Raw genomic sequence first — 21,509 nt, forward strand, 5'->3', positions numbered from 1 at the left:
TAAATAAACCAAATATAATGAGCTTAAAAACAGTATTCGAAAACCCGAAATTAACACTTGCACAAATTATCAATATGAGTGTTGGGTTTTTCGGAATCCAGTTCGGTTGGGATTTACAACGTGCCAACATGGGCCGTATCTACGAAAACCTGGGTGCAAATCCTGATCAGGTACCATTATTGTTTCTGGCAGCTCCATTAACAGGGCTTCTGGTGCAACCCATTATTGGTTATTTAAGCGATAGAACCTGGCATCCTACCTGGGGTAGAAGAAGACCCTATTTTATGGTTGGTGCTATTGTAAGCAGTATTGCACTCATTTTTATGCCGCATAGCAGTGCCCTGTGGATGGCCGCCGGATTACTGTGGGTATTGGATGTATTTGGGAATGTAGCTATGGAACCTTTCCGTGCTTTCGTAACCGATAAATTGCCCGATAGCCAGGTTAACCGCGGCTTTATTATGCAAAGTATGATGATTGGTTTAGGAGGAAGTGTAGCTTCTGCATTGCCCTGGATCATGAATAATATCTTTGATTTAACCAATACTGCAGCCCAGGGCAATATCCCTGAAAACGTAAAATTCTCTTTTTATTTGGGTGCCTTTTTCTTCTTTGCAGCAGTACTTTATACCGTTTTAACTACAAAAGAATATCCTCCGCAGGATGTAGATTTCAAAGAAAAAGTTAAAGAAAGCAACAAAGGTTTTGGTGGTGGTGTATCGGAGATATTTAGTGCACTAAGAAACATGCCCAAGAGGATGCAAATTGTATCCTTAGTGCAGTTTTTTACCTGGCCAGGCCTGTTTCTAATGTGGTTTTACTACACTACGGCTGTGGCGGTAAACGTTTTTGGCGGTAAAGATGCCAGCGATCCGGTTTATGCTCATGGCGCCGATTTCGGAAGCTTAACTCTGGCATATTATAGTGTCGTTACCTTTTTATTTGCTTTAGTACTTCCTAAAATAGCAGACGCTTTGGGTAGAAAAACCACCCATGCAATCTGCTTACTTTGTGGTGCAATCGGGCTAATCAGCGTGGCCTGGGTGCACGATAAAAATATGCTCTACCTCTGCATGACGGGTGTAGGCATCGCCTGGGCGAGCATTTTATCCATGCCATATGCCATGTTAAGCGGTTCTCTGCCGAAAGATAAGATCGGTATTTATATGGGGATTTTTAACTTTTTCATTGTACTTCCAGAAATCATGGCTTCGTTAGGGTTCGGTTGGCTGATGAAAAATGTACTGAACAATGATCGGCTTCTGGCTGTCCAACTTGGTGGTGGATTGATGATTCTGGCGGCGATCATTTGTTATATTTTTATCCGTGAGCCTAAGAAAACCGATGAAACACTTACTTCAAAATTAGAAATAGAAGAAAATAGGGCAGTATAGTCCCAATATTTTCTAGCGGTTGTCCTGCATCATATTTTAAAGCTTTTTACACTTCATGCTGTATGTTACAGGTTTGGAGTATGGTAAAATATTGTCCAAAAAATCAATAGTAAATACTATAAAAACTAACCAAATGAAAAAGTTATTTTATCTGTTATGGTGTCTGGCCCTGCTTACAGCATCATGTAAAAAGACTTCAAACGATCCTACACCTGAGCCACCAGTTTCCGGCTCGGAGCTGCCTGCCGGTGCAAAAGACGGTGTTGCCTTTATCAATAATGGCACATCGGCAATTGTAACCTTATATGCCCCCGGGAAAAATAGTGTTGCCCTATCCGGCGATTTTAACAATTGGTCGTCAACAGCGATGAAGAAAACCAATGATGGAAATAGCTGGTGGGTTCAGGTTGATAATCTTAATCCTAATACAGAATACGCCTACCAGTTCGTAATAGATGGAACACTAAAAGTAGCAGATCCATATTGTGAAAAAATATTGGATGCCAATAATGATCAATACATTTCTGCAGCTACTTATCCAAATTTAAGGTCTTATCCCACAGGCAAAACAACAGGAATTGTGAGCGTAATGCAGGCGAATCAACCTGTTTACACCTGGAAAAACACCAGTTTTACCAGGCCTGAGAAGAATAATCTTGTGGTTTACGAACTTTTGATCCGCGATTTCACTACAGATCATAATTATGCTTCCACTCTGCAAAAATTAGATTACCTCACTACACTGGGTATAAACGCCATTGAACTCATGCCTGTAAATGAATTTGAAGGTAACCTGAGCTGGGGCTACAATCCATCATTTTATTTTGCTCCGGATAAATATTATGGCAGTAAAACAGCACTTCAAAATTTCATTGATGAATGCCATGGAAGAGGGATAGCCGTGATTTTGGATATGGTGTTAAACCATTCTTTCGGGCAATCGCCTATGGTTCAAATGTATTTTGATGGATCAAAACCAAGTGCATCAAATCCCTGGTTTAATACAGATGCCAAACACCCTTTCAATGTAGGCTACGATTTTAACCATGAAAGTGCGGCTACCAGGAAATTTTCAAAAGATGTGATGAAATTCTGGATGCAGCAATACAAAATTGATGGTTTCAGGTTTGATTTGTCTAAAGGATTTACCCAGAAATCTTCTGCAGATGATTCGCAATTCAGGATGTATGACGCCGGCAGAGTAGCCATTTGGAAAGAGTATAATAACTTTATCAGGAGCATTGATGCAAATAACTTCTATGTGATTTTAGAACACTTTGCAGAGGAATCAGAAGAAAAAGTACTCGCTGAAGAAGGTATGATGCTTTGGAACAACTTGAATTACAACATGAACGAGGCTACCATGGGTTGGTTAGGGAGCTCCGATTTTTCATGGGGCTTTTACACGAAGCATGGTTTCAGCAGATCAGAGAATCTGATCAGTTATGGAGAAAGCCATGATGAAGAACGCCTGAACTATAAAAATATCACCTATGGAAATGCATCAGGAGCATATGTTATCAAAGGTAATTTAGTTACTTCCTTAAAGCGGGAGGAGCTGGCGGCGGCATTTCTTTTTGCTATTCCCGGCCCTAAAATGATTTGGCAGTTTGGTGAATTGGGCTACGATATTAATATAGATTTTAATGGCCGGACTGGCGAAAAACCGATAAAATGGGAATATTACACCGACCCCAATCGTAAGTTGCTTTACGACGCTTATGCAAAGTTTATTCGTTTAAAAAGGAACAACAACATTTTCAATGCCAGCAATTCAACCTATAATCTTGCCAATGGAATTAAATACATTAAACTAACAGATGCCAGCAATACTGTAATGGTAGTAGGGAACTTCGATGTTGTAACCCAAACTGCTAATATTGATTTTGGCAGCCCGGGCACCTGGGTTGATGCAATAGGGGGCAGTATTAACCTAACATCCAACGCTTATACAGGAACGCTCGCACCTGGCGAATACCATATTTTTAGCAAGGTTGCTTTAAAATAGAATGGGTTTCTCGAGCTATTATTTGCAGTTTATGGTTAATCTTGGTATTATTACAATTATAACCATCAAACACCATGTCTACGCTCCAGATTGTTTTAAGAATACTAATGGCTATTGTGCTTTTAACAATAGCAGTTGGGTTTATAGACAGACCTTCAAACTTATATGTGGCAGCTGGACTTGTTTTAGTAGCAGTAGCAGCATGGTTATTGACTAAACCCATTAAACATTTATTTAGAAATATCTTAAAGTAACGCTCATGGAATACAATGCTGCACCTGTTAACTGGTTTAAAAAATTTGGTCGGATAGGTATTATCGCCATTGTGGTAATCATTTTTTGGTTTGTACAACCTTTTACCTTCGAAAATATTGATGCCGGAAATGTTGGCATCAAAATAAATCTTTATGGATCTGACCGGGGAGTAGATAACATTACCATTGTAACCGGAAGGGTGTGGTATAATACCTGGACAACGAAAATTGTAGAGTTTCCAACTTTTACACAATCGGTAGATTATGATCCATTTGTGGTAACCACCAGAGATGCAGCTGAGTTTAGGGTTGATCCTAAATTAAACTACCACGTTAACCCGGCAATGGTTCCTCAAATTTATCGCCAATACAGGAAGCCACTTGTGGAAATTGAACAACAGTTTATGCGCAATACGATATATGACGCTTATCGTATTGTGGCTAACTCTTTTACCTCAGATTCGGTAATGTCAAACCGCGAACGTTTTGAGGATAAAATTCAATTGTTATTATCAAAAAACCTGAATAAAGACGGTTTTGTTTATGATCAGTTAACTTCAGCCATTACACCGCCCGAAAGTTTGCGAAAAATGATTGATGAGAAAAATGCATCTATCCAGGCGCGTTTAAAAGCAGAAAATGAAGCCAAGCAGGCAGAAGCCGAAGCTAAAGTTAAGGTGGCTACCGCAAACGGAGAGGCACAGGCATTGTTAATTAAGGCGAAGGCAGAATCAGAAGCCAACAGGCTGAGGCAGCAATCTTTAACCCCCTTACTTATCCAGCAGCAATGGATTCAGAAATGGAACGGAACGCTCCCAACAACACAGGCCGGTGGAGCTAATTTGATGATGGGAATTAAATAACCATTCGCTATACAATCCGCTAAGTTTTTTTTATCATTGTGATCATCCTAACCTTATTACATGCAGAGCAAACTGTCGCATCACTTATTGTGGGAACGTCTACGTACAAGCGATAAAGATGCTTTCTTTGATCTTTATAAGGAGCTTTATTATCCATTAGTTAATTTTGGTATCAGGGTTTGTGCTGATGCAGATATTGCTGGTGAGGCTACCGATCAGGTTTTCACTACCATTTGGGAAAAGCATGAGGCACTTAACCGGGTAGATAATGTAGAGGCCTATCTGCGAACCTTTCTGAAACGCAAATTACTTCGGATCATGGAACGCAAGCGCAAAATTAACGATGCGCTTTTTAATGCAGGTGCAGAGGGCGACTGGATGGAAATGAGTTACGAGGAATTCATCGTTAAAGTACAAAGTGATGAATTGGTCAGATATCAACTTAAAACAGCTCTGGAAAAACTCACATTTCGGCAAAAACAGCTCATTCACCTCAAATTTTTTGATGGTTTAAGCTACGAACAAATTGCTGAGCAAACCAATCAAACCATTAAAACAGCTTACAATACCATTTATGATGCCCTAAAAATTCTGAGGAAAGAATTTAATGCGTAATCTCCCTGCTCCTTACGCTAATACCCTGGTCCGTGACTCACGGACCAGATATCATACCTGCCCAATTTTGGATCTCGTTTCCCTCCATGGCGCAGGGACCAGATATGATGTGCACCCTGTTATTACATCATGCTACGACCTTCATTTCGCAGCCCAAACACCAAATAAAACAAACATTTAGTAGCTGTTTATCCCCCATTAATGTTGTCGGTTAAAAAAAGTTAAAATTTTCTTAGGAAAAAGTTAAGCTTTTAGGCACTGTTATATAAAAGACAGTTTACAAATGGTTGATAGAAGTAAATTCAATGCCGAAGATTTCCTTGTCGACAGTACCTTTCAGCAATATTGTGCGGGTACCGATAAGCTTTGCATTGAATATTGGGAGAAATATGTAAATGCCCATCCGGAACAAAAACAAATAATTATAGAAGCCAAAAGGCTATATTTTATTCTGAGCGGTAACAAACGTCCGTTAAATGCACAGGTAGAACAGATGAAGGTAAATGTTTTACCTCCTGCAAAAGTAGTCAGGTTAGCAAGGGGAAAATGGTGGTTGAAAATCGCAGCAGCAATTGCGTTGATTGGGGCAATAACTTTTTTGTATCGTTATTATTCTGTTAATCAGTCCATAACCACCACTATGGAAGCTAAGGTTTTTACGACTAAAAGTGGAGAAAGAAAGAAAATTACCTTACCGGATGGATCGGTGATTTTGCTGAATGCCAAAAGCAGCCTTGCTATAGGTAAAGAATTTAATGTTACCTGCAGGGAGGTAAGCCTAAAAGGTGAAGCCTATTTTGATGTGACCCACAATAAGGATAAGCCATTCAAAGTAGCTACAACAGATTTCAATATCAATGTTTTAGGTACTGCTTTTAATGTAAAAGCCTATCCGGATGAAGTGAGCTCTGAGGCAACATTAATTCGTGGGTTAATTACCATGGAGGCCGTTAATGGAAATGGCGGAATCATTACCCTTAAACCAAGTCAAAAAGTTACTTTTTATAAAGTTCAACCTGTAATTAACCAGCCAAAGGTAGTAAAGCCGAAAGTTGTTCGACCAGAAATTACCATTAACCACTACACACTAATTAAAGACAGTACGATTGTAGAAACGGCATGGACAAAAAACCGGATTGAAATTTACGATCAGAATTTTGATGAAATTAAAGATGTGCTGGAGAAGTGGTATAACGTGGAGATCAGATTTAAAGATCCTGAAATAGAGAAGTACCGTTTTACAGCAACTTTTGGAAACGAAACCATTAATCAAGCCCTGGCGGCATTACAAAAAGTAGAATATTTTAAATATGAGATAAAAGGAAACCAGGTGATTATTTCTAAATAGAAAGAGAAAAAAGGACGGTGTTGGCGCACCGCCCTTAAGGTTTCTTTCTGATTAACTAATGGCAGTTTATGCGCAAACAGATTGCTGCCAAGAATTTTGCAACCAAAAAAAACAAAAATATGATTTATTATTACTTACTGCAAGAGCGTTCTAGCTATAGGAGGCTCTTAAAATTCATCATGCTAATGAAACTAGCCTGTATAGTGGTTTTCATTACCTGCCTCAACGTTTCGGCATCGGTTTTCTCGCAAGAGAAGATTTCGCTCGATGTAAAGAAAACGAAGCTGGCCAAGGTATTACAGATTATCGAACAGCAAAGCAGTTACCATTTTGTGTATAGTTCTACTTATGTTCCCATTAATAAGGACGTAAGCATAACTGTAACCAATACACCTGTTACAGAAGTTTTATCGGCTATATTGAATAGAACCAACCTGAAATATTCAGTTTCCGATGGTGGATTAATTGTAATCAGTAGAAATAAAGATGTTCCCATTACCGGAACGGTAAAAGATCCGCTTGGCGGTGTTTTACCCGGCGCTACAGTTCGGGTTAAAGGTACCGGAGTGGGTACTTCTACAGATATCAATGGAAAATTTAGTTTAAATGCACCTGAAAATGCCATTCTAGTAATTTCTTACGCAGGCTTCCAAACTAAAGAAGTAGCTATTGGTACGCAGGCCATTATCAATATTGTATTAACTGAAGATACCAAGCAGCTGAGTGAAGTGGTTGTTACCGCTTTAGGCATTAAAAAAGAACGCAGGGCTTTGGGTTACTCTGTAACGCAAGTAGCAGGCGAAACCTTAACGCAGGCCAGAGAAAACAATGTTTTAAATTCTCTGGTAGGTAAAGTAGCTGGTTTGGATGTGAGTTCTACCTCGGGCGGTGCTGGTGCAGCAACAAGCGTAACCATTCGTGGCGTTTCCAGTTTAGGGCAAAGTAGTCAGCCATTATATGTTATTAATGGTGTTCCAATGGAAAGCGAGCCTGTTGGACGTTTCAGTACCAATTCGGTAGGTAACTCTGGTGGGCAGTACGACAATGCACCAGATAGGGGTGATGCAATTAGTAACCTGAACCCTGATGATATCGAAAGCATTTCTGTGTTAAAAGGTGCTGCAGCTGCCGCCTTGTATGGCTATCGTGCCAAAGCGGGTGTTATTTTAATTACGACCAAAAGCGGAAAAGGTAATAGCATCGAGTTTAACAGTAATTATGTTGGCGAGCAGGTAATGGACCGTACAGACTGGCAATATATCTATGGTCAGGGTACTAACGGACAAAAACCAGCTACACAACTGGCTGCAGCCTCTACCGGTGGTTCTAGCTGGGGTGCAAAATTAGATGGCTCAAATGTAGTGCAATTTGACGGCGTTAGCAGACCTTACACCGCGCAAAAAGATAATATTGAAAACTTTTATAGAACCGGAAATACTTTTACCAATACCCTCGCATTGAATAAAACCTTTGAAGGAGGTGTAATCCGTGTTTCCGGGAGCGATTTACACAATAATTCAGTTGTACCCAATTCTGGCTTAAACAGACAAAATTTTACTTTATCGGCAACGCTGGATCCCATTAAAAGATTGGTAATTGATGCCCGTTTTAACTACATTTTAGAGCAGGCTAAAAATCGCCCGATGGTATCAGATGGTGCTGGAAATGCGAATTATAATGCTGCGTTTTTACCAACAAGCATTAACATCAAGGATCTTGAGCCCTGGAAAGATGCAAAAGGGAATGAGATCCTTTACAATACCGGCAACCCATATGCTACCAATCCATGGTTTGCAGCTTATGAGTTTATTCACAATACCAAGAAAGAACGCCTGTTAAGTTCGGCCAATGCCAAATATACCTTTGATAACGGCTTGTTTTTACAAATGAGGGCAGGTAGAGATGCATACAATGAAACTTATCTTGGTGTAACACCTTCTGGTACAGCGTATGATCTGGACGGTGGTTTTACAGAACAACTCACTAATTTCTCCGATATTAATGTAGACGGTTTAATCGGCAAAAGCTTTAAAGTAGATGAAATTTCCATAACACCGAACATAGGTGCAAGTTACCGTCGTACAAAAGTTAATCAAACGACAAATCAGGGTGGCTCTTTCCAAATTCCTGGTGTTTATACCTTATCCAATACCGGAGGGAAAACGGTAAGCGTTACGCAAAGTGATCAGGAAGTTCAATCCATTTACGGAACATTGGAAGTTACCTATAAGGATATTTTGTACTTAACCGGTAGTGGCAGAAGCGACTGGTTTTCTACCCTGGCAACCCCGGGAAGAGACAATAAGCTCAGTGTATTTTATCCGGCTGTAAGTGCTTCATTTGTATTTACTGAGCTTTGGAAACCATCATTCTTAAGCTTCGGTAAGTTAAGGGCCGGATATGCCGTGGTAGGGCAAGGTGCTTTACCTTTTAAAACACAACTGTACTATAATCTTAGAAGTGAAACCATTAATGGAAGCCCAATCGGAAACATTGTAAATCCATCTATCCCTAATCCAACCTTATTTGCATCAAAAGCAAAAGAGTTTGAGGTAGGTACAGAGATGCGGCTTTTCGGCGATCGCCTGAACTTAGATTTAACCTGGTACAATAAAAAATCCAGTGATGAAATCCTGGATGTCCCTACTTCTACTACAACAGGATATAGTGGCGCAACCTTGAATATCGGTGAACTACAAAACAAAGGTATTGAAGCCCTGGTTTCTGGTGTTATTTTGAAATCGAAAGACTTCAGCTGGACATCGAGCGTAAACGGTTCCTATAATGATAATAAGGTAATTACTTTAGCGCCTGGTACAGCTTCGCAATTATTAGCTACCTCAAGAAGTAATGTAGGTTTCTTACAAAACATAGCAGGCAAAGCTGCGGGTCAGGTAATGGCTTACGATTTTAAATATGATACCAATGGTAATATTCTTAAAGATGCTAACGGAGCACCAGAAAGAGGAGAATTAAAGTCTTATGGATCTGCTTACAGTAAATGGACAGCAGGCTGGAATAATGAATTCAGCTATAAAGGTGTAAATCTTTCTTTTCTGATTGATGGTAAATGGGGTGGTAAAATATTCTCTGCTACCGATTACTACGGATACATTTTTGGTTTACATCAGGCAACCTTAGAAAATCGTGATGCGCTGGGGATTAATGCTGCCAACTATTACTCAACTTATGCCAATAATGTTTCTAAACAATTCGTACAGGATGCCAGTTTCATCAAATTCAGGCAACTTGTGCTCGGCTATAGTTTCCCAGCTAAACTTTTCAATAATAAAATAAAGGGCTTAAACCTCAGCTTTGTAGGCCGCAACTTGTTCGTTTTAATGAAGAAAACGGATAACATAGACCCGGAGTCGAGTTACAATGCAACTTTACCAGGTATGGAGCTCGGTGGTGTTCCGCCAGTGCGTTCATACGGTTTAAATCTAAGTGTTAAGTTATAATCCTTTAAAACGAATTGAAAATGAAAACGATCATAAAATTATACGTACCGCTTTTACTGTCAGGTCTTGTACTGGCATCTGGTTGTACAAAAGACTTCGAAAAAATAAATACCGATCCGCAATCTGTTGGACAGGCTGAATATAATCCAAATTATCTATTATCTACTGCGCAGCTCAATTATACAGGAAGTATCGACTTCGCTTACGAAACCTGGAGAGGAAACCTGATTTATGCATCCACCATGATGCAGGGTTTATCTTCTGTAATTAGTTACTGGGCAGGTGATAAATACATGCTTAATGAAGGGTACACAGCTGCATATTGGGAAAAGGCTTATCCTGATCAGGTTAAGTATGCGGCAGATTTGGTTGAATTTACCAAAGCTAAGCCGGAGTACAACAACGTTTATCAGATGGGGCGAATCTGGAAAGCTTTAATCTTTCAAAGATTAACCGATTTGTATGGGGATATTCCTTATTCAGAAGCAGGAAAGGGCTATTACACCGGAAATTTATACCCTAAATACGATTCGCAACAGTCCATTTATACCGATTTACTGAAAGAGGTAGATGAGGCTACAAGTGCATTAAATGCCAGCGGCGATGCCGTAACGGGCGATTTGGTATATGCCGGAGATATAGCCAAATGGAAACGTTTTGGTTATAGCTTAATGCTTCGCATGGCCATGCGCTTAACCAAAGCTGATGCAACTTTAGCGCAAACTTACATCAATAAAGCGGTGGGTAAGACCATGATTGGCGATAGTGATAACGCATTTTTCAAACATGACGCAGGTGGTGGCCGCCCTACGCAAAACAGAAATGCACAGGTACTTTTGGGTGATGGTGGTCAGGAAAATTTCTACACCAGATGGAGTTCAACATTTATCAATTACTTAAAAACCAATGCCGACCCTCGATTAAGTAAGGTAGCAGTCACTAAATTATACCTTACCGATGGAACTAAAACACAGAATCCGAATTACATTTCAACGGCAGCCGTGCAAAAAGGAATGCCTAACGGTAAAGATTTGAGCGGCATTGCAGGTAGAGATGTTCGTCAGGACCCTTCGTATACTGATTTCACCGATTATTCCTCGCCACATCCAGGTATGTTAAAAAGAGAGGGCAATACCTTTATTTTAACTTATGCAGAAACCGAATTGCTTTGGGCCGAAGCGGCACAACGATATGGCATTGGAGGTTCTGCAGCAACGCACTACAATGCAGGGGTAACTGCAGCCATGACTTATCTGTCTCAATATGATGCAGCAATGACTGTGAATCCGACAGATGCTGCGAATTATCTAACAGCACATCCTTATGTGCCGGCAAATGGCTTAGATATGATTGCGATGCAGTATTGGGCCCATACCATTACCATGCTCGATTTTTACGAATCCTGGTCGAACTGGAGAAGAACTGGTGTACCTGCATTGGTTCCAGTTGTATATCCGAACACCAATACCGGAGGTTCTATCCCCCGCCGTTTTCCTTACCCATTGGCAGAAGGTGTGTCTAATGCAGCAAATTACAAAGCTGCTTCAGGCGCTGTTCCGGGTGGAGATAAGTTGGTTGGAAAAGTATGGTGGGATAAATAATTTATAACTCGTCCCTGTTATCAAGGCCAGCATACTAAGTTATGTTGGCCTTTTTTTATGCAATTTGAGCAAATTTCAATTTTCATAAAACAAACGTTTGTCTTGTGATTTCTCTATGCTTTGGCCATTTGTTTCAAACGAAATTTTTCGTTGTGGATTATTTAATACAAAAATAGATTTTGACCCGGTAAATAGCTGTTTTTTATCACTTTTTCCACTCTCCCTGAGTGTTCTGATAAATAAGTTGATCAAACGTTTGCGCGTGTTTTTGTAATCTCTTTGTCAAAATACCCGCTTATCTTTAGCACAGCTAATTCGACTAACAAACTTATTCTTTTATCTGAAACAACGTCTCCCTGTTAATCAGATTCGCTAAACAAACTAATCAACCTAATCAAATTTCTATGACCAAATTTTACATTCGAAAAATCGGTTTGCTCGCGGTTTTTCTGCTGGTTGTAACCGCTGTTTCAGCTCAGTTAAAAGTTACCGGTACGGTAAAGGGCGCAGACGATGGCCAGTCTTTGCCCGGTGTTTCTGTAAAAGTTAAAAGTGCAGCAACAACAGTAAGTACCGACGAAAAGGGCCGCTACACGATCAATGTACCCAACAATGCAACTTTAATCTTCAGCTATGTGGGCTACAAACTCAAAGAAGTTCCTGTTGGAACAAAAACTGAAATTAATGTGAGTTTAACTCCGGATCAACAATCCTTAACAGATGTTGTAGTAGTGGGGTATCAACAAGTAAAGCGGAAAAACTCTACAGCAGCTTTGGCAACAGTGACCAGCAAAGACATTGAAAACCTTCCGGCTGCGAGCGTAGATGTGTTATTGCAAGGTAAATTACCCGGAGTAAACGTACAAAACTTCACAGGTCAGCCAGGCGTAAGCACTTCGTTAATGGTAAGGGGAAACACCAGAATCATGTCTGCAGGAGAATTCGATGGAGATAGGGCATTTAGCAATCCGCTGTATGTAATTGATGGATTACCAGTTGCTGAAGATGAGGTGGAAGCCTTTACTCAAACTGGTACCAATTTCTTAACTTCTCTAAATCCTAACGATGTTGAATCGATAGACGTATTGAAGGATGCCTCTGCGGCAGCAATTTACGGATCCAGAGGGGCAAACGGAGTTATTTTAATCAAAACAAAGAGAGGAGTTGCAGGTGTTCCGAAGGTAAGTTTCAATACTTATTATGGAATGGTTAGACAGCCAAAGTTTTTAGAAACTGTAATTGGAGCTGAAGAACGGAGAAGAAAGATGGATTTGATCTACAATTATGCCAATGCTGCACAATTAAGGGATCGTGTTCCGATTATGTTAACCGATAGTTTAAACCCTTCATTTAATAATAATAATAACTGGCAGGATTTATTTTATCAGAATGGTACAGTTTCCAATCAGGATTTGGCTGTTTCAGGAGGCTCAGAAAGATTTAATTATCGCGTGGGTGTAGGCCATTATGACGAAAAAGGGATTATTAAAGCTACAGGCTATGAGCGGTATTCGATTAATGCTAATCTTGGCGCTAATTTTAGCGAGAAGTTTCAGATGCAAACCTCTTTAAGATTAAGCAGAGGCTTAAGAATGGTGGGCAGGGTTAGACCTGAAGAGCAAGGTTATCGAAATGCATTTAAAATTAGCCCGGTAAGTATGCCATCTTCGCTTTTTTATCTCTCTGAACAAGATAGGCTTGATATTGAAGCACCTTACGAATCAGTACGAAATAGTAATGCCGATAATAACATCAGTGCAGTAACGAAATTGACCTACAATATTGTTAAGAATTTATCTATCAATACCGAAGGAGCCATTAGCTATAGTTCATCGAAAAGAGACTTTTTTAGCCCGGCCAGAAGTGAATATAATGGAAGAGCTTATGCCTATTCGGGCTTTAGTGAAGGGTTAAAATATTTAATTACCAATACCCTCGTGTATAGCTTTAATATTAATGATACACACAACTTAAACTTTTTAGCTGGACAGGCATTTGAAAAAAGAGATAATCAATCCTTAAATGTATCAGGAGAAGGGGTGCCAAACGATAATATCAAGGTTGTTTCAGGCGTGGCACAAGGCGATTTATTTGGAAGCTCAGATCATTCTACATATGCTAAACTTTCATTTTTTGGTAGTGCACATTACGATTATGAAGAAAAGTATTTGTTTGATTCTTACATCCGGGCTGATGCCTCCTCCAGATTTGGCCGTGATAACCGTTGGGCCATTTTCCCTTCATTCTCTGCAGCGTGGATAGCGTCTGAAGAAAATTTCATGAAAAACGTTAGCTGGATAGACTTCGCAAAACTTAGATTTAGCTGGGGCTTGAGTGGTGACGAGGCTAGCATTGGAGATAATGACCGTTACAATAGCTTTGCACTAGGTAATGCCAACTATGGTGGAAGTAGTGCAGGCACCTATGGAGGTGTTCCTGTAATTTATCCGAATTTTAACCGCTTAACCAATAATAACCTTACCTGGGAGCAATCAGATCAAACCAATATTGGGGTGGATTTGGAGTTCTTTAAACGCAGAATCAGCTTTACGGCAGATGCCTATGTACGAAACACTACAGGTCAAATGCTTAAAGTTTTGGTTCCTGAAACTTCGGGATATAGCACTTCATTAAGTAATGCCGCCGGGGTACGCAACTCAGGATTAGAATTCCAGATTTCTGGACGAGTATTCAAACCAGAATCGGCATTCCAATGGACACCTTCAATCAATATTTCATTTAACAGCAATATGGTTACTGCATTACCTAATGGTAATCGCGATTTATATAGCAATGGAACTATTTACGTTGTTGGAAAGCCATTAAATATGTACCAAATGTATATTACCGATGGTGTAATCAACTCTGTTAGTGATCTTTTAGTTAACCCTTACACTGGTCAGGTAGGTAGCACAAAGTGGGGAACCCTTATTCTGGGCATGCCGAAATGGCGCGATATCACCGGAGATTATAAAATATCTGATAACAATGGAGAAAATGATATAACTTTCTATGGCGATCCAAATCCGAAAGCTACGGGAGGTATAAACAACTCCTTCAGGTATAAAAATTTCTCGTTATCAGTTTTCACAACCTTCACGTTGGGCAGAACAATTGTAAACAATACACTTGCACAGCGATTATCTAATGGATTATTCTATGGTAACCCAGAAGATTTAGCCCGCGCATCTATTGGAGATTACGAACAATACGACTACTGGAGGAAAGCAGGAGACAATGCAACCTTCCCTGCATTAAATCCATTTTCAGGCCTTTATGTATTTAGAAGCGATCAAACCTTTTATGTAGAACCAGGATGGTATTTCAGAATCAAGAACGTGAATTTAGGCTATGACTTTACACCTCAGAATTATCCATGGATGCGTAAGGTAAAACTCAATAGAATGAAATTATATGCGATGGTGGATAACCTGGCCATGTTCCAGAAATTCTCTGGTATTGATGCGGAAGCTGTAAATGCTCAAGGTTACGATTTTGGTGATGGATATCCTATTCCAAGGAAATATACCTTTGGTCTTCAAGTAGAATTTTAAAATTTAAGCAGATGAAAACAAGAAACAAAAATACAAAAAGTAGTTTGCTCCTCATGGCACTTCTACTTCTTATACTCATTGCTCCATCTTGCAAGAAAGCGCTGGATAATGAACTTGATAATGCAACTTATGATGATAAATTCTGGAAAACAGAGTCAGATGCTCAAGGTGCAATTAATGGCGCATATGCGCTGCTAAGAACCAGTTTATATACTGATAACGCCTTCTTTATTTGGGGTGATTTGCCTTATGGGGAGTTCAAAACTGATGATACCAATATGCAAGGCCCATATGTAAGTGGAGGGCTAAATGCAGTTTATTATAGAGAGCAGGGCGCTCACAACTGGACAAATTGGTATAAGGTAATTAATGTATGTAACCTGGTAATTGATAAGGTTCCCGCCATCTCTGATGCAGCCTTTGCTGGTGGTAACAGTGCTAAAAATTATATCGTTGGAGAAGCTTATTTCTTAAGAGGACTCTGTTATTTTTATCTGGCCAGGGTATGGGGGGATGTTCCACTTCAAAACGAGCCTATTTATACTGCTGAACAAATCAAGTTATTAGGTCAGTCGCCAGAAGAAACCATTATTGCACAGGTTATTAGCGATGCTTCAAAGGCATCAAGCAGACTCACTTTTGAAGGTACCAATCAGTATTCACGGATCAGAGCAAATAAAGGAGCTGCATTAGGCTTATTAGCCCACGTTAATGCCTGGAAACACGATTATGCTAAAACCCTGTTGTATACAGATTCTATTATTAGCAGAGCGGATACCTATGGTTTGGAAACAACCGATAATATCAGGATGCCATTTAAAAATACTACTTCTAAAGAAAATATTTTTGTTATCCCATCCTCCAACGCAAATAAAGAGGCGTATTTTGATAGTAGTATTGGCTTCAGAACATTAATGGAACCTTATCTGCCTAATTACTTAAGCAAACCATTATTTTATGTGAACAGTGATTTTCTGTTTAACATTTATCCTAATACGGCTGATATCAGATTATCAAAGTTTTATGGATATAGTAGCAGTGCTGATATCGATCTTCTGATTAAATATAGTGATGTTGGTTTCAAAACCCCAACAGAACCTTACATCGAAAGCAATTTGATTATTTATCGTTTGGCAGATATGTATTTACTCAAAGCTGAAGCATTAAATGCATTAAGCAGAGACCCAGAGGCACAAAATGCATTAAATGTGGTGAGGGTAAGGGCAAATACCGGAAACAGTACCGCGATAGGTAATCTTTTGAAAATTGACATCATGAACGAGCGTGTCAGAGAACTGGCAGGAGAGGGACAGAACTTTTTTGATGGTGTGAGAATGAACAGAAATCCTATATGGATGACAGACGCACGCAAAGCATTAAAAGGTTGGAGATGGCCAATCATTAACAGTATTCTACAAAATAACAACTTGATTAATCAAACAGAGTATTGGAAAGGTAAATACTAAACTGAAACAAGATGAAAAGATATATATATACAGTTTTTGCAGTCTTAATGGCACTCGCCAGCTGTAAAAAGGGAGATGGAATAATAGATGGAGGATTGAGTAATCCCAAGGTGAACATGACCACCTATGATTTCCTTAAAACTCATCCCCGAAAAATGTTCGATACCACTTTAATGGTTCTCGATAAAGCAGGATTAAAAGATATCATCAACGGCGATGTTACCTTTTTTGTCCCTAACAACTATTCCATTAATAACTTTCTGAATATTAAAAGAGATGAAGCCAGACAAGTGGATGAAAATAAAAAATACACTCTAGATTCACTGTTCAAATACTTCACGCCGAAAATGCTTCGTGATTCGTTGGGAATCTATGTTTTTCAAGGGAAAACCTCTTATGGACAACTCACAGAAGCTGGACAGATTTTTCATCCTGTAGTTTCTCCAACTGAAAACTTCGTAATTGCTTATACTAAAACCACAGGCTATTTGGTTGATGGTATCATCACCACAAATGCAAGATTGGTTTATTTTACAAGAGTAATCGGAGACCGGGATGTTATGGTTGGTGGACAAATGCAGGATCCAACAGGAGATGAGGCGCTTTTGGATAGAACGGCAGTCTGTCAGACTTCGGGTATAGAAACAACGAATGGAGTTGTGCATGTATTAAGTAATTCACACCCTTGGACCTTTAAGGTTAAAGACTTTTAATTCATCGAGTGATGATTAACATCATCGCCATAAAAAACAAACGGATGAAAAAGATATATTTATTTGGAGGCATGATTTGCCTTATTGTTGCAGCATTATGCTTTAATGCCTGTAAAAAAGTTAAAGAAGGTTTTCTAAGCGATTATTTAAGATATTCCTCCAACCCACTAAGGGTAAACGCAGGATCTTTTTACCTTTCGCAAGGATTAATTCCAGATGCCTCAACACCGCCCTTTAAAGTTACTTTGCTAAATGTAAGGAGTAAAGCGACAGGAAAACGGGCAGAAGAGTTTTTTACACAATACAGTGTAGACATCTGGAAGTTACCCTACGATCCTAGAACCGATACTACTTTGGCTTTGATCAATGCGAAAAGATCAACGGTTAAGAAAACACCTTTTGAAATTAACCCTGTAAGCGGTCAAATGGTATTCAATGAGGCAACAAACAATATCCCCCCGGGCGAATACCTCCTGGACCTTGAAGTGGAAAATCCTAATGGCGCAAAAACTTACACAGGCATTTGTACTATTATTCTTTCTCCTCAGGTAGAATATGAATATATAAATGCACCATATGCCCTGGCTGTAGAGGCCAATAGCGAAACCGCAGTAAGGTTTGCTTATGATGCTGATTGGATTGACGCCGCAACAGGACGCTCTACCACAGCATGGTTAAAAATCAGAAGAATTGCCGATTCGCCAAACCAGGTTGCCTTAAAGTTTGTGGATAAGAACGGGGCATTAATAGCTCCTTCAGAATACAAGCTCAGACCAAGTGGAAATAGCTATCTGAAAACCTTGGCAACATTTGCTTATAAAACAACCGTTACAGACACAGCAGTATTGTACGACTACGCAACAACTCCTTTTCCTGCACTGTACTGGGATAGCCAGAGCAATGGAATCAATTGTTATTATAGAATTAATGCCAACAACATTGCCTCTATTGATACAGCAACTGCTGGACTTTGGAATCCACCTAATGATTTACCTTATGGAACCTGGAGTAAAAGACCGGTAAAGTTAAACGTGAGGTTTAATACACGGATCAACAGGCCTGGAAAATATCTTTACGAGGTGATACTAAGAGCTACAAAAAAGAATAATTAAGTTATTAATTTCCTAAAATTAAGACCTAAAACAATACAGTTATCTAAGTGGCGGCATAGCGAAAGCGATGCCGCTTTTTTTATTTCGTAAACTATAGAGAACTTTATGGTAACATTTATACTGCGGTTTTTGATAAACGCTACTTTAATTTGATATTTAGTTATCAAACTAACTTAAATGAAATTAAAATTTTTACTCTTCCCTTTATTAATTGCCAGCACGGTAATACAGGCCCAGCAAACACCTGGAAGAAACGCCGGTAAAGAAACCATAACTACCACACAGGTAACTGTGAAAGACGAGCCCAAATCTGTTGCAAATGAAAGGGCTATAAAAGTAGAAAGCAGTGTTATCACCAATCACAATGTAAATATAAACGGGAAAGCCATTCCGTACAAAGCTACAACAGGCACATTGCCTGTTTGGGACGATGAAGGTAAACCTATTGCCGGACTATTTTATACTTATTATGAACGTAGCGATGTACAAAATCGCGATAAAAGGCCTCTTGTAATTTCATTTAACGGCGGTCCGGGCTCTGCATCGGTATGGATGCATATTGCTTACACGGGGCCGGTAGTGCTTAACATAGACGACGAGGGCTACCCGGTGCAGCCGTATGGATATAAGGAAAATCCATATTCCATTTTGGATGTAGCCGATATCGTATATGTTGATCCCGTAAATACCGGATACTCAAGAGCTACCGGTAAAGATGTGCCTAAGGAGAAATTCTTCGGTGTAAAAGCAGATATTAAATATCTTGCCGAATGGATTAACACCTTTGTAACCCGCAACAATCGTTGGGCTTCACCAAAATTCCTGATTGGAGAAAGCTATGGAACTACCCGCGTATCTGGCTTGGCATTAGAACTGCAAAATAATCAGTGGATGTACCTGAATGGAGTAGTACTGGTTTCTCCAACTGAGTTGGGCATTGAAAGAAGCGGGCCCGTTGATGCCGCTTTAAGGCTTCCTTACTTCGCTGCTACTGCCTGGTATCATAAAGCATTGCCAGCGGATTTACAAAGCAAAGATTTGACCGCTATGTTACCCGAAGTAGAGCAATTTACTATTGACGAATTGATCCCCGCCATCTCGCATGGAGCCATGCTAAATGCTGAAAAGAAAAAGGCAATAGCAGCTAAAATGGCCCGTTACTCTGGTTTATCCGAAAAGGTTATTTTGAGTTACAACTTAAATGTGCCAACCGATTTTTTCTGGAAAGAACTTTTAAGAGACAAGGGTTTTACTGTAGGCAGATTGGATTCCCGCTATCGTGGCGTTGATAAAATGGCGGCAGGAGAGGGGCCAGATTATAATGCAGAGCTTACTTCCTGGTTGCATTCGTTCACCCCAGCCATCAATATGTATATCCGTAATGAGTTGAATTACAAAACTGACCTCAAATATAATATGTTCGGACCCGTACACCCATGGGATAGATCCGGAGATAATACAGGGGATAATTTACGTCAGGCAATGGCGCAAAATCCTTTTCTTCACTTGTTGGTTCAATCTGGATATTATGATGGAGCTTGCGATTATTTCAATGCTAAATACAACATGTGGCAATTAGATGCTGCCGGCAAACTCCAGGATCGTATGACCTGGGAAGGTTATCGCAGCGGACACATGATGTATCTACGTAAAGACGATCTCAAAACAGCCAATAATCATATCCGTGACTTTATCTTAAAAGCATTACCTAAACCAGGAGAATCGGCTAAGTTTTAGATTCGATTTTAAGTTTTTTATTTTAACCACCTTTGGCATCTCAGACACCAAAGGTGGTTTGCTTTTATACCTTTTTCTTCGCTCCCTGTTCCTTGCTCTTTGCTCCTTGTTCTTTACTAAGTACTGTAAACTAAAAATATTTACTATTTTTGTGGTTCAATTATGCAGCAGATAAAAACATCATTCGATTTCGAAAAGCCAATTGCAGATTTAGTTCAGCAAATGGAAAAGGTTAAACAAGTTGCCGAAAAAACAAAGGTAGATATGTCTGCCACTTTAGAAGAACTTGACGGTAAGTTAGAAGAAACAACCAAAAACTTATATAATAACCTTACGGGCTGGAATAAAGTTCAAATGAGCCGCCACCCCGATCGCCCGCAAACTTTAGATTACATCAACATGATCTGCGATGATTTCATCGAACTACATGGAGATAGAACGGTTAAAGATGATAAGGCCATTATTGGCGGTTTTGCTACCTTAAACGGGCAAACTGTTATGGTTATTGGCCACCAGAAAGGCAAAAATACCAAAGAACGTCAGTTCCGTAATTTTGGTATGGCTAACCCCGAAGGATACCGCAAGGCATTACGTTTGATGCGTTTGGCAGAGAAATTTAATAAACCAGTAGTTTCTTTTATCGACACTATGGGCGCATATCCTGGCTTAGAAGCCGAAGAGCGCGGTCAAGGTGAGGCAATTGCCAGAAACTTGCTTGAAATGTCTGTGCTTCGTGTGCCTATTATTTGTATTGTAGTAGGCGAAGGTGCTTCAGGAGGAGCTTTAGGTATCGGGATTGGGGATAAGGTTTACATGCTGGAGCATACCTGGTATTCGGTAATTTCTCCTGAATCCTGCTCTTCTATCTTGTGGAGAAGCTGGGATTTTAAAGAAAAAGCAGCAGAATGCTTAAAATTAACTTCTGAAGATATGTTTGGAAACAAACTTATAGATGGTATTATTCCGGAACCGCTTGGTGGAGCACATCAGGATCCAGAGTTAATGGGGCAAACTTTAAAAGAATACCTGATTAAAGATCTGGCTGCATTAAGCAAAATTAAAACCGATAAACTCATTGAGCAAAGAATAGATAAGTTCTGCGCAATGGGTGTTGTTAACGAATAAGATTAACTAACTTATATTCATTGAATCCCATTCGGCAATCGCTGAATGGGATTTTTTTTATGCAGATCAGCATGCTGAGGATGGGCCATTAAACAAGCTTTGGATGACCTCTCCTGACCTGTGACGCAGTAGAAAGCTATTCAGTAAACAAGTTCAACAGTGAGTTCAACTAAATAAGGATGTAGTTATAGCACAGTCCTCAGGCAAAATTCACGCATTCAATCCTTCAACACTCAGTCATTAAATAACAAAAAAGGG

The 21,509-nt window shown here is 39.7% G+C and carries 14 protein-coding genes; all 14 read left to right on the top strand.

Annotation, left to right across the window (positions count from 1 at the left end; all coding sequences use genetic code 11):
- Positions 1–17: 17 nt before the first annotated feature.
- The 14 genes from ACQY77_RS15595 (at position 18) to ACQY77_RS15660 (ending at position 21,251) form a co-directional block, all read left to right on the top strand.
- Positions 18–1,394: an MFS transporter gene (locus ACQY77_RS15595; RefSeq protein WP_421941234.1), complete on the top strand. Its 1,377-nt coding sequence runs from the start codon at positions 18–20 to the stop codon at positions 1,392–1,394.
- Between the two features lie 133 nt (positions 1,395–1,527).
- Entirely contained in the window at positions 1,528–3,402 is a 1,875-nt protein-coding gene (locus tag ACQY77_RS15600; protein WP_421941233.1) for an alpha-amylase family glycosyl hydrolase, read from the top strand.
- Between the two features lie 74 nt (positions 3,403–3,476).
- Positions 3,477–3,656, top strand: a complete 180-nt coding sequence (locus tag ACQY77_RS15605; RefSeq protein WP_421941232.1) for a hypothetical protein — start codon at positions 3,477–3,479, stop codon at positions 3,654–3,656.
- A gap of 5 nt (positions 3,657–3,661) precedes the next feature.
- A complete protein-coding gene (locus ACQY77_RS15610) occupies positions 3,662–4,519 on the top strand; it encodes an SPFH domain-containing protein (protein WP_421941231.1) in 858 nt (285 codons plus the stop codon).
- 60 nt (positions 4,520–4,579) lie between these two features.
- Positions 4,580–5,134 carry an RNA polymerase sigma factor gene (locus ACQY77_RS15615; RefSeq protein WP_421941230.1) on the top strand — a complete coding sequence of 185 codons (555 nt, stop codon included), beginning with the start codon at positions 4,580–4,582 and terminating at the stop codon, positions 5,132–5,134.
- 283 nt (positions 5,135–5,417) lie between these two features.
- Complete coding sequence (locus ACQY77_RS15620) at positions 5,418–6,482, top strand: FecR family protein (RefSeq protein ID WP_421941229.1); 1,065 nt, start codon at positions 5,418–5,420, stop codon at positions 6,480–6,482.
- Between the two features lie 185 nt (positions 6,483–6,667).
- Positions 6,668–9,943 (top strand): SusC/RagA family TonB-linked outer membrane protein, encoded by a 3,276-nt coding sequence (locus ACQY77_RS15625; RefSeq protein WP_428429974.1) that lies wholly within the window; start codon positions 6,668–6,670, stop codon positions 9,941–9,943.
- 20 nt (positions 9,944–9,963) lie between these two features.
- On the top strand, positions 9,964–11,544 hold the full coding sequence (locus ACQY77_RS15630; RefSeq protein WP_421941227.1) for a SusD/RagB family nutrient-binding outer membrane lipoprotein: 1,581 nt from the start codon (positions 9,964–9,966) through the stop codon (positions 11,542–11,544).
- Positions 11,545–11,948: 404 nt separating this feature from the next.
- Positions 11,949–15,098 carry a SusC/RagA family TonB-linked outer membrane protein gene (locus tag ACQY77_RS15635; RefSeq protein ID WP_421941226.1) on the top strand — a complete coding sequence of 1,050 codons (3,150 nt, stop codon included), beginning with the start codon at positions 11,949–11,951 and terminating at the stop codon, positions 15,096–15,098.
- Between the two features lie 11 nt (positions 15,099–15,109).
- A complete protein-coding gene (locus tag ACQY77_RS15640) occupies positions 15,110–16,564 on the top strand; it encodes a RagB/SusD family nutrient uptake outer membrane protein (protein ID WP_421941225.1) in 1,455 nt (484 codons plus the stop codon).
- A gap of 11 nt (positions 16,565–16,575) precedes the next feature.
- On the top strand, positions 16,576–17,277 hold the full coding sequence (locus tag ACQY77_RS15645) for a fasciclin domain-containing protein (RefSeq protein WP_421941224.1): 702 nt from the start codon (positions 16,576–16,578) through the stop codon (positions 17,275–17,277).
- A gap of 44 nt (positions 17,278–17,321) precedes the next feature.
- On the top strand, positions 17,322–18,389 hold the full coding sequence (locus ACQY77_RS15650; RefSeq protein ID WP_421941223.1) for a DUF5007 domain-containing protein: 1,068 nt from the start codon (positions 17,322–17,324) through the stop codon (positions 18,387–18,389).
- 177 nt (positions 18,390–18,566) lie between these two features.
- Positions 18,567–20,126 (top strand): S10 family peptidase, encoded by a 1,560-nt coding sequence (locus ACQY77_RS15655; protein ID WP_421941222.1) that lies wholly within the window; start codon positions 18,567–18,569, stop codon positions 20,124–20,126.
- Positions 20,127–20,288: 162 nt separating this feature from the next.
- Positions 20,289–21,251 carry an acetyl-CoA carboxylase carboxyltransferase subunit alpha gene (locus ACQY77_RS15660; protein ID WP_421941221.1) on the top strand — a complete coding sequence of 321 codons (963 nt, stop codon included), beginning with the start codon at positions 20,289–20,291 and terminating at the stop codon, positions 21,249–21,251.
- The last annotated feature ends 258 nt before the right edge of the window (positions 21,252–21,509 follow it).

It is taken from the genome of Pedobacter sp., assembly GCF_965279535.1.
Lineage (GTDB): Bacteria > Bacteroidota > Bacteroidia > Sphingobacteriales > Sphingobacteriaceae > Pedobacter.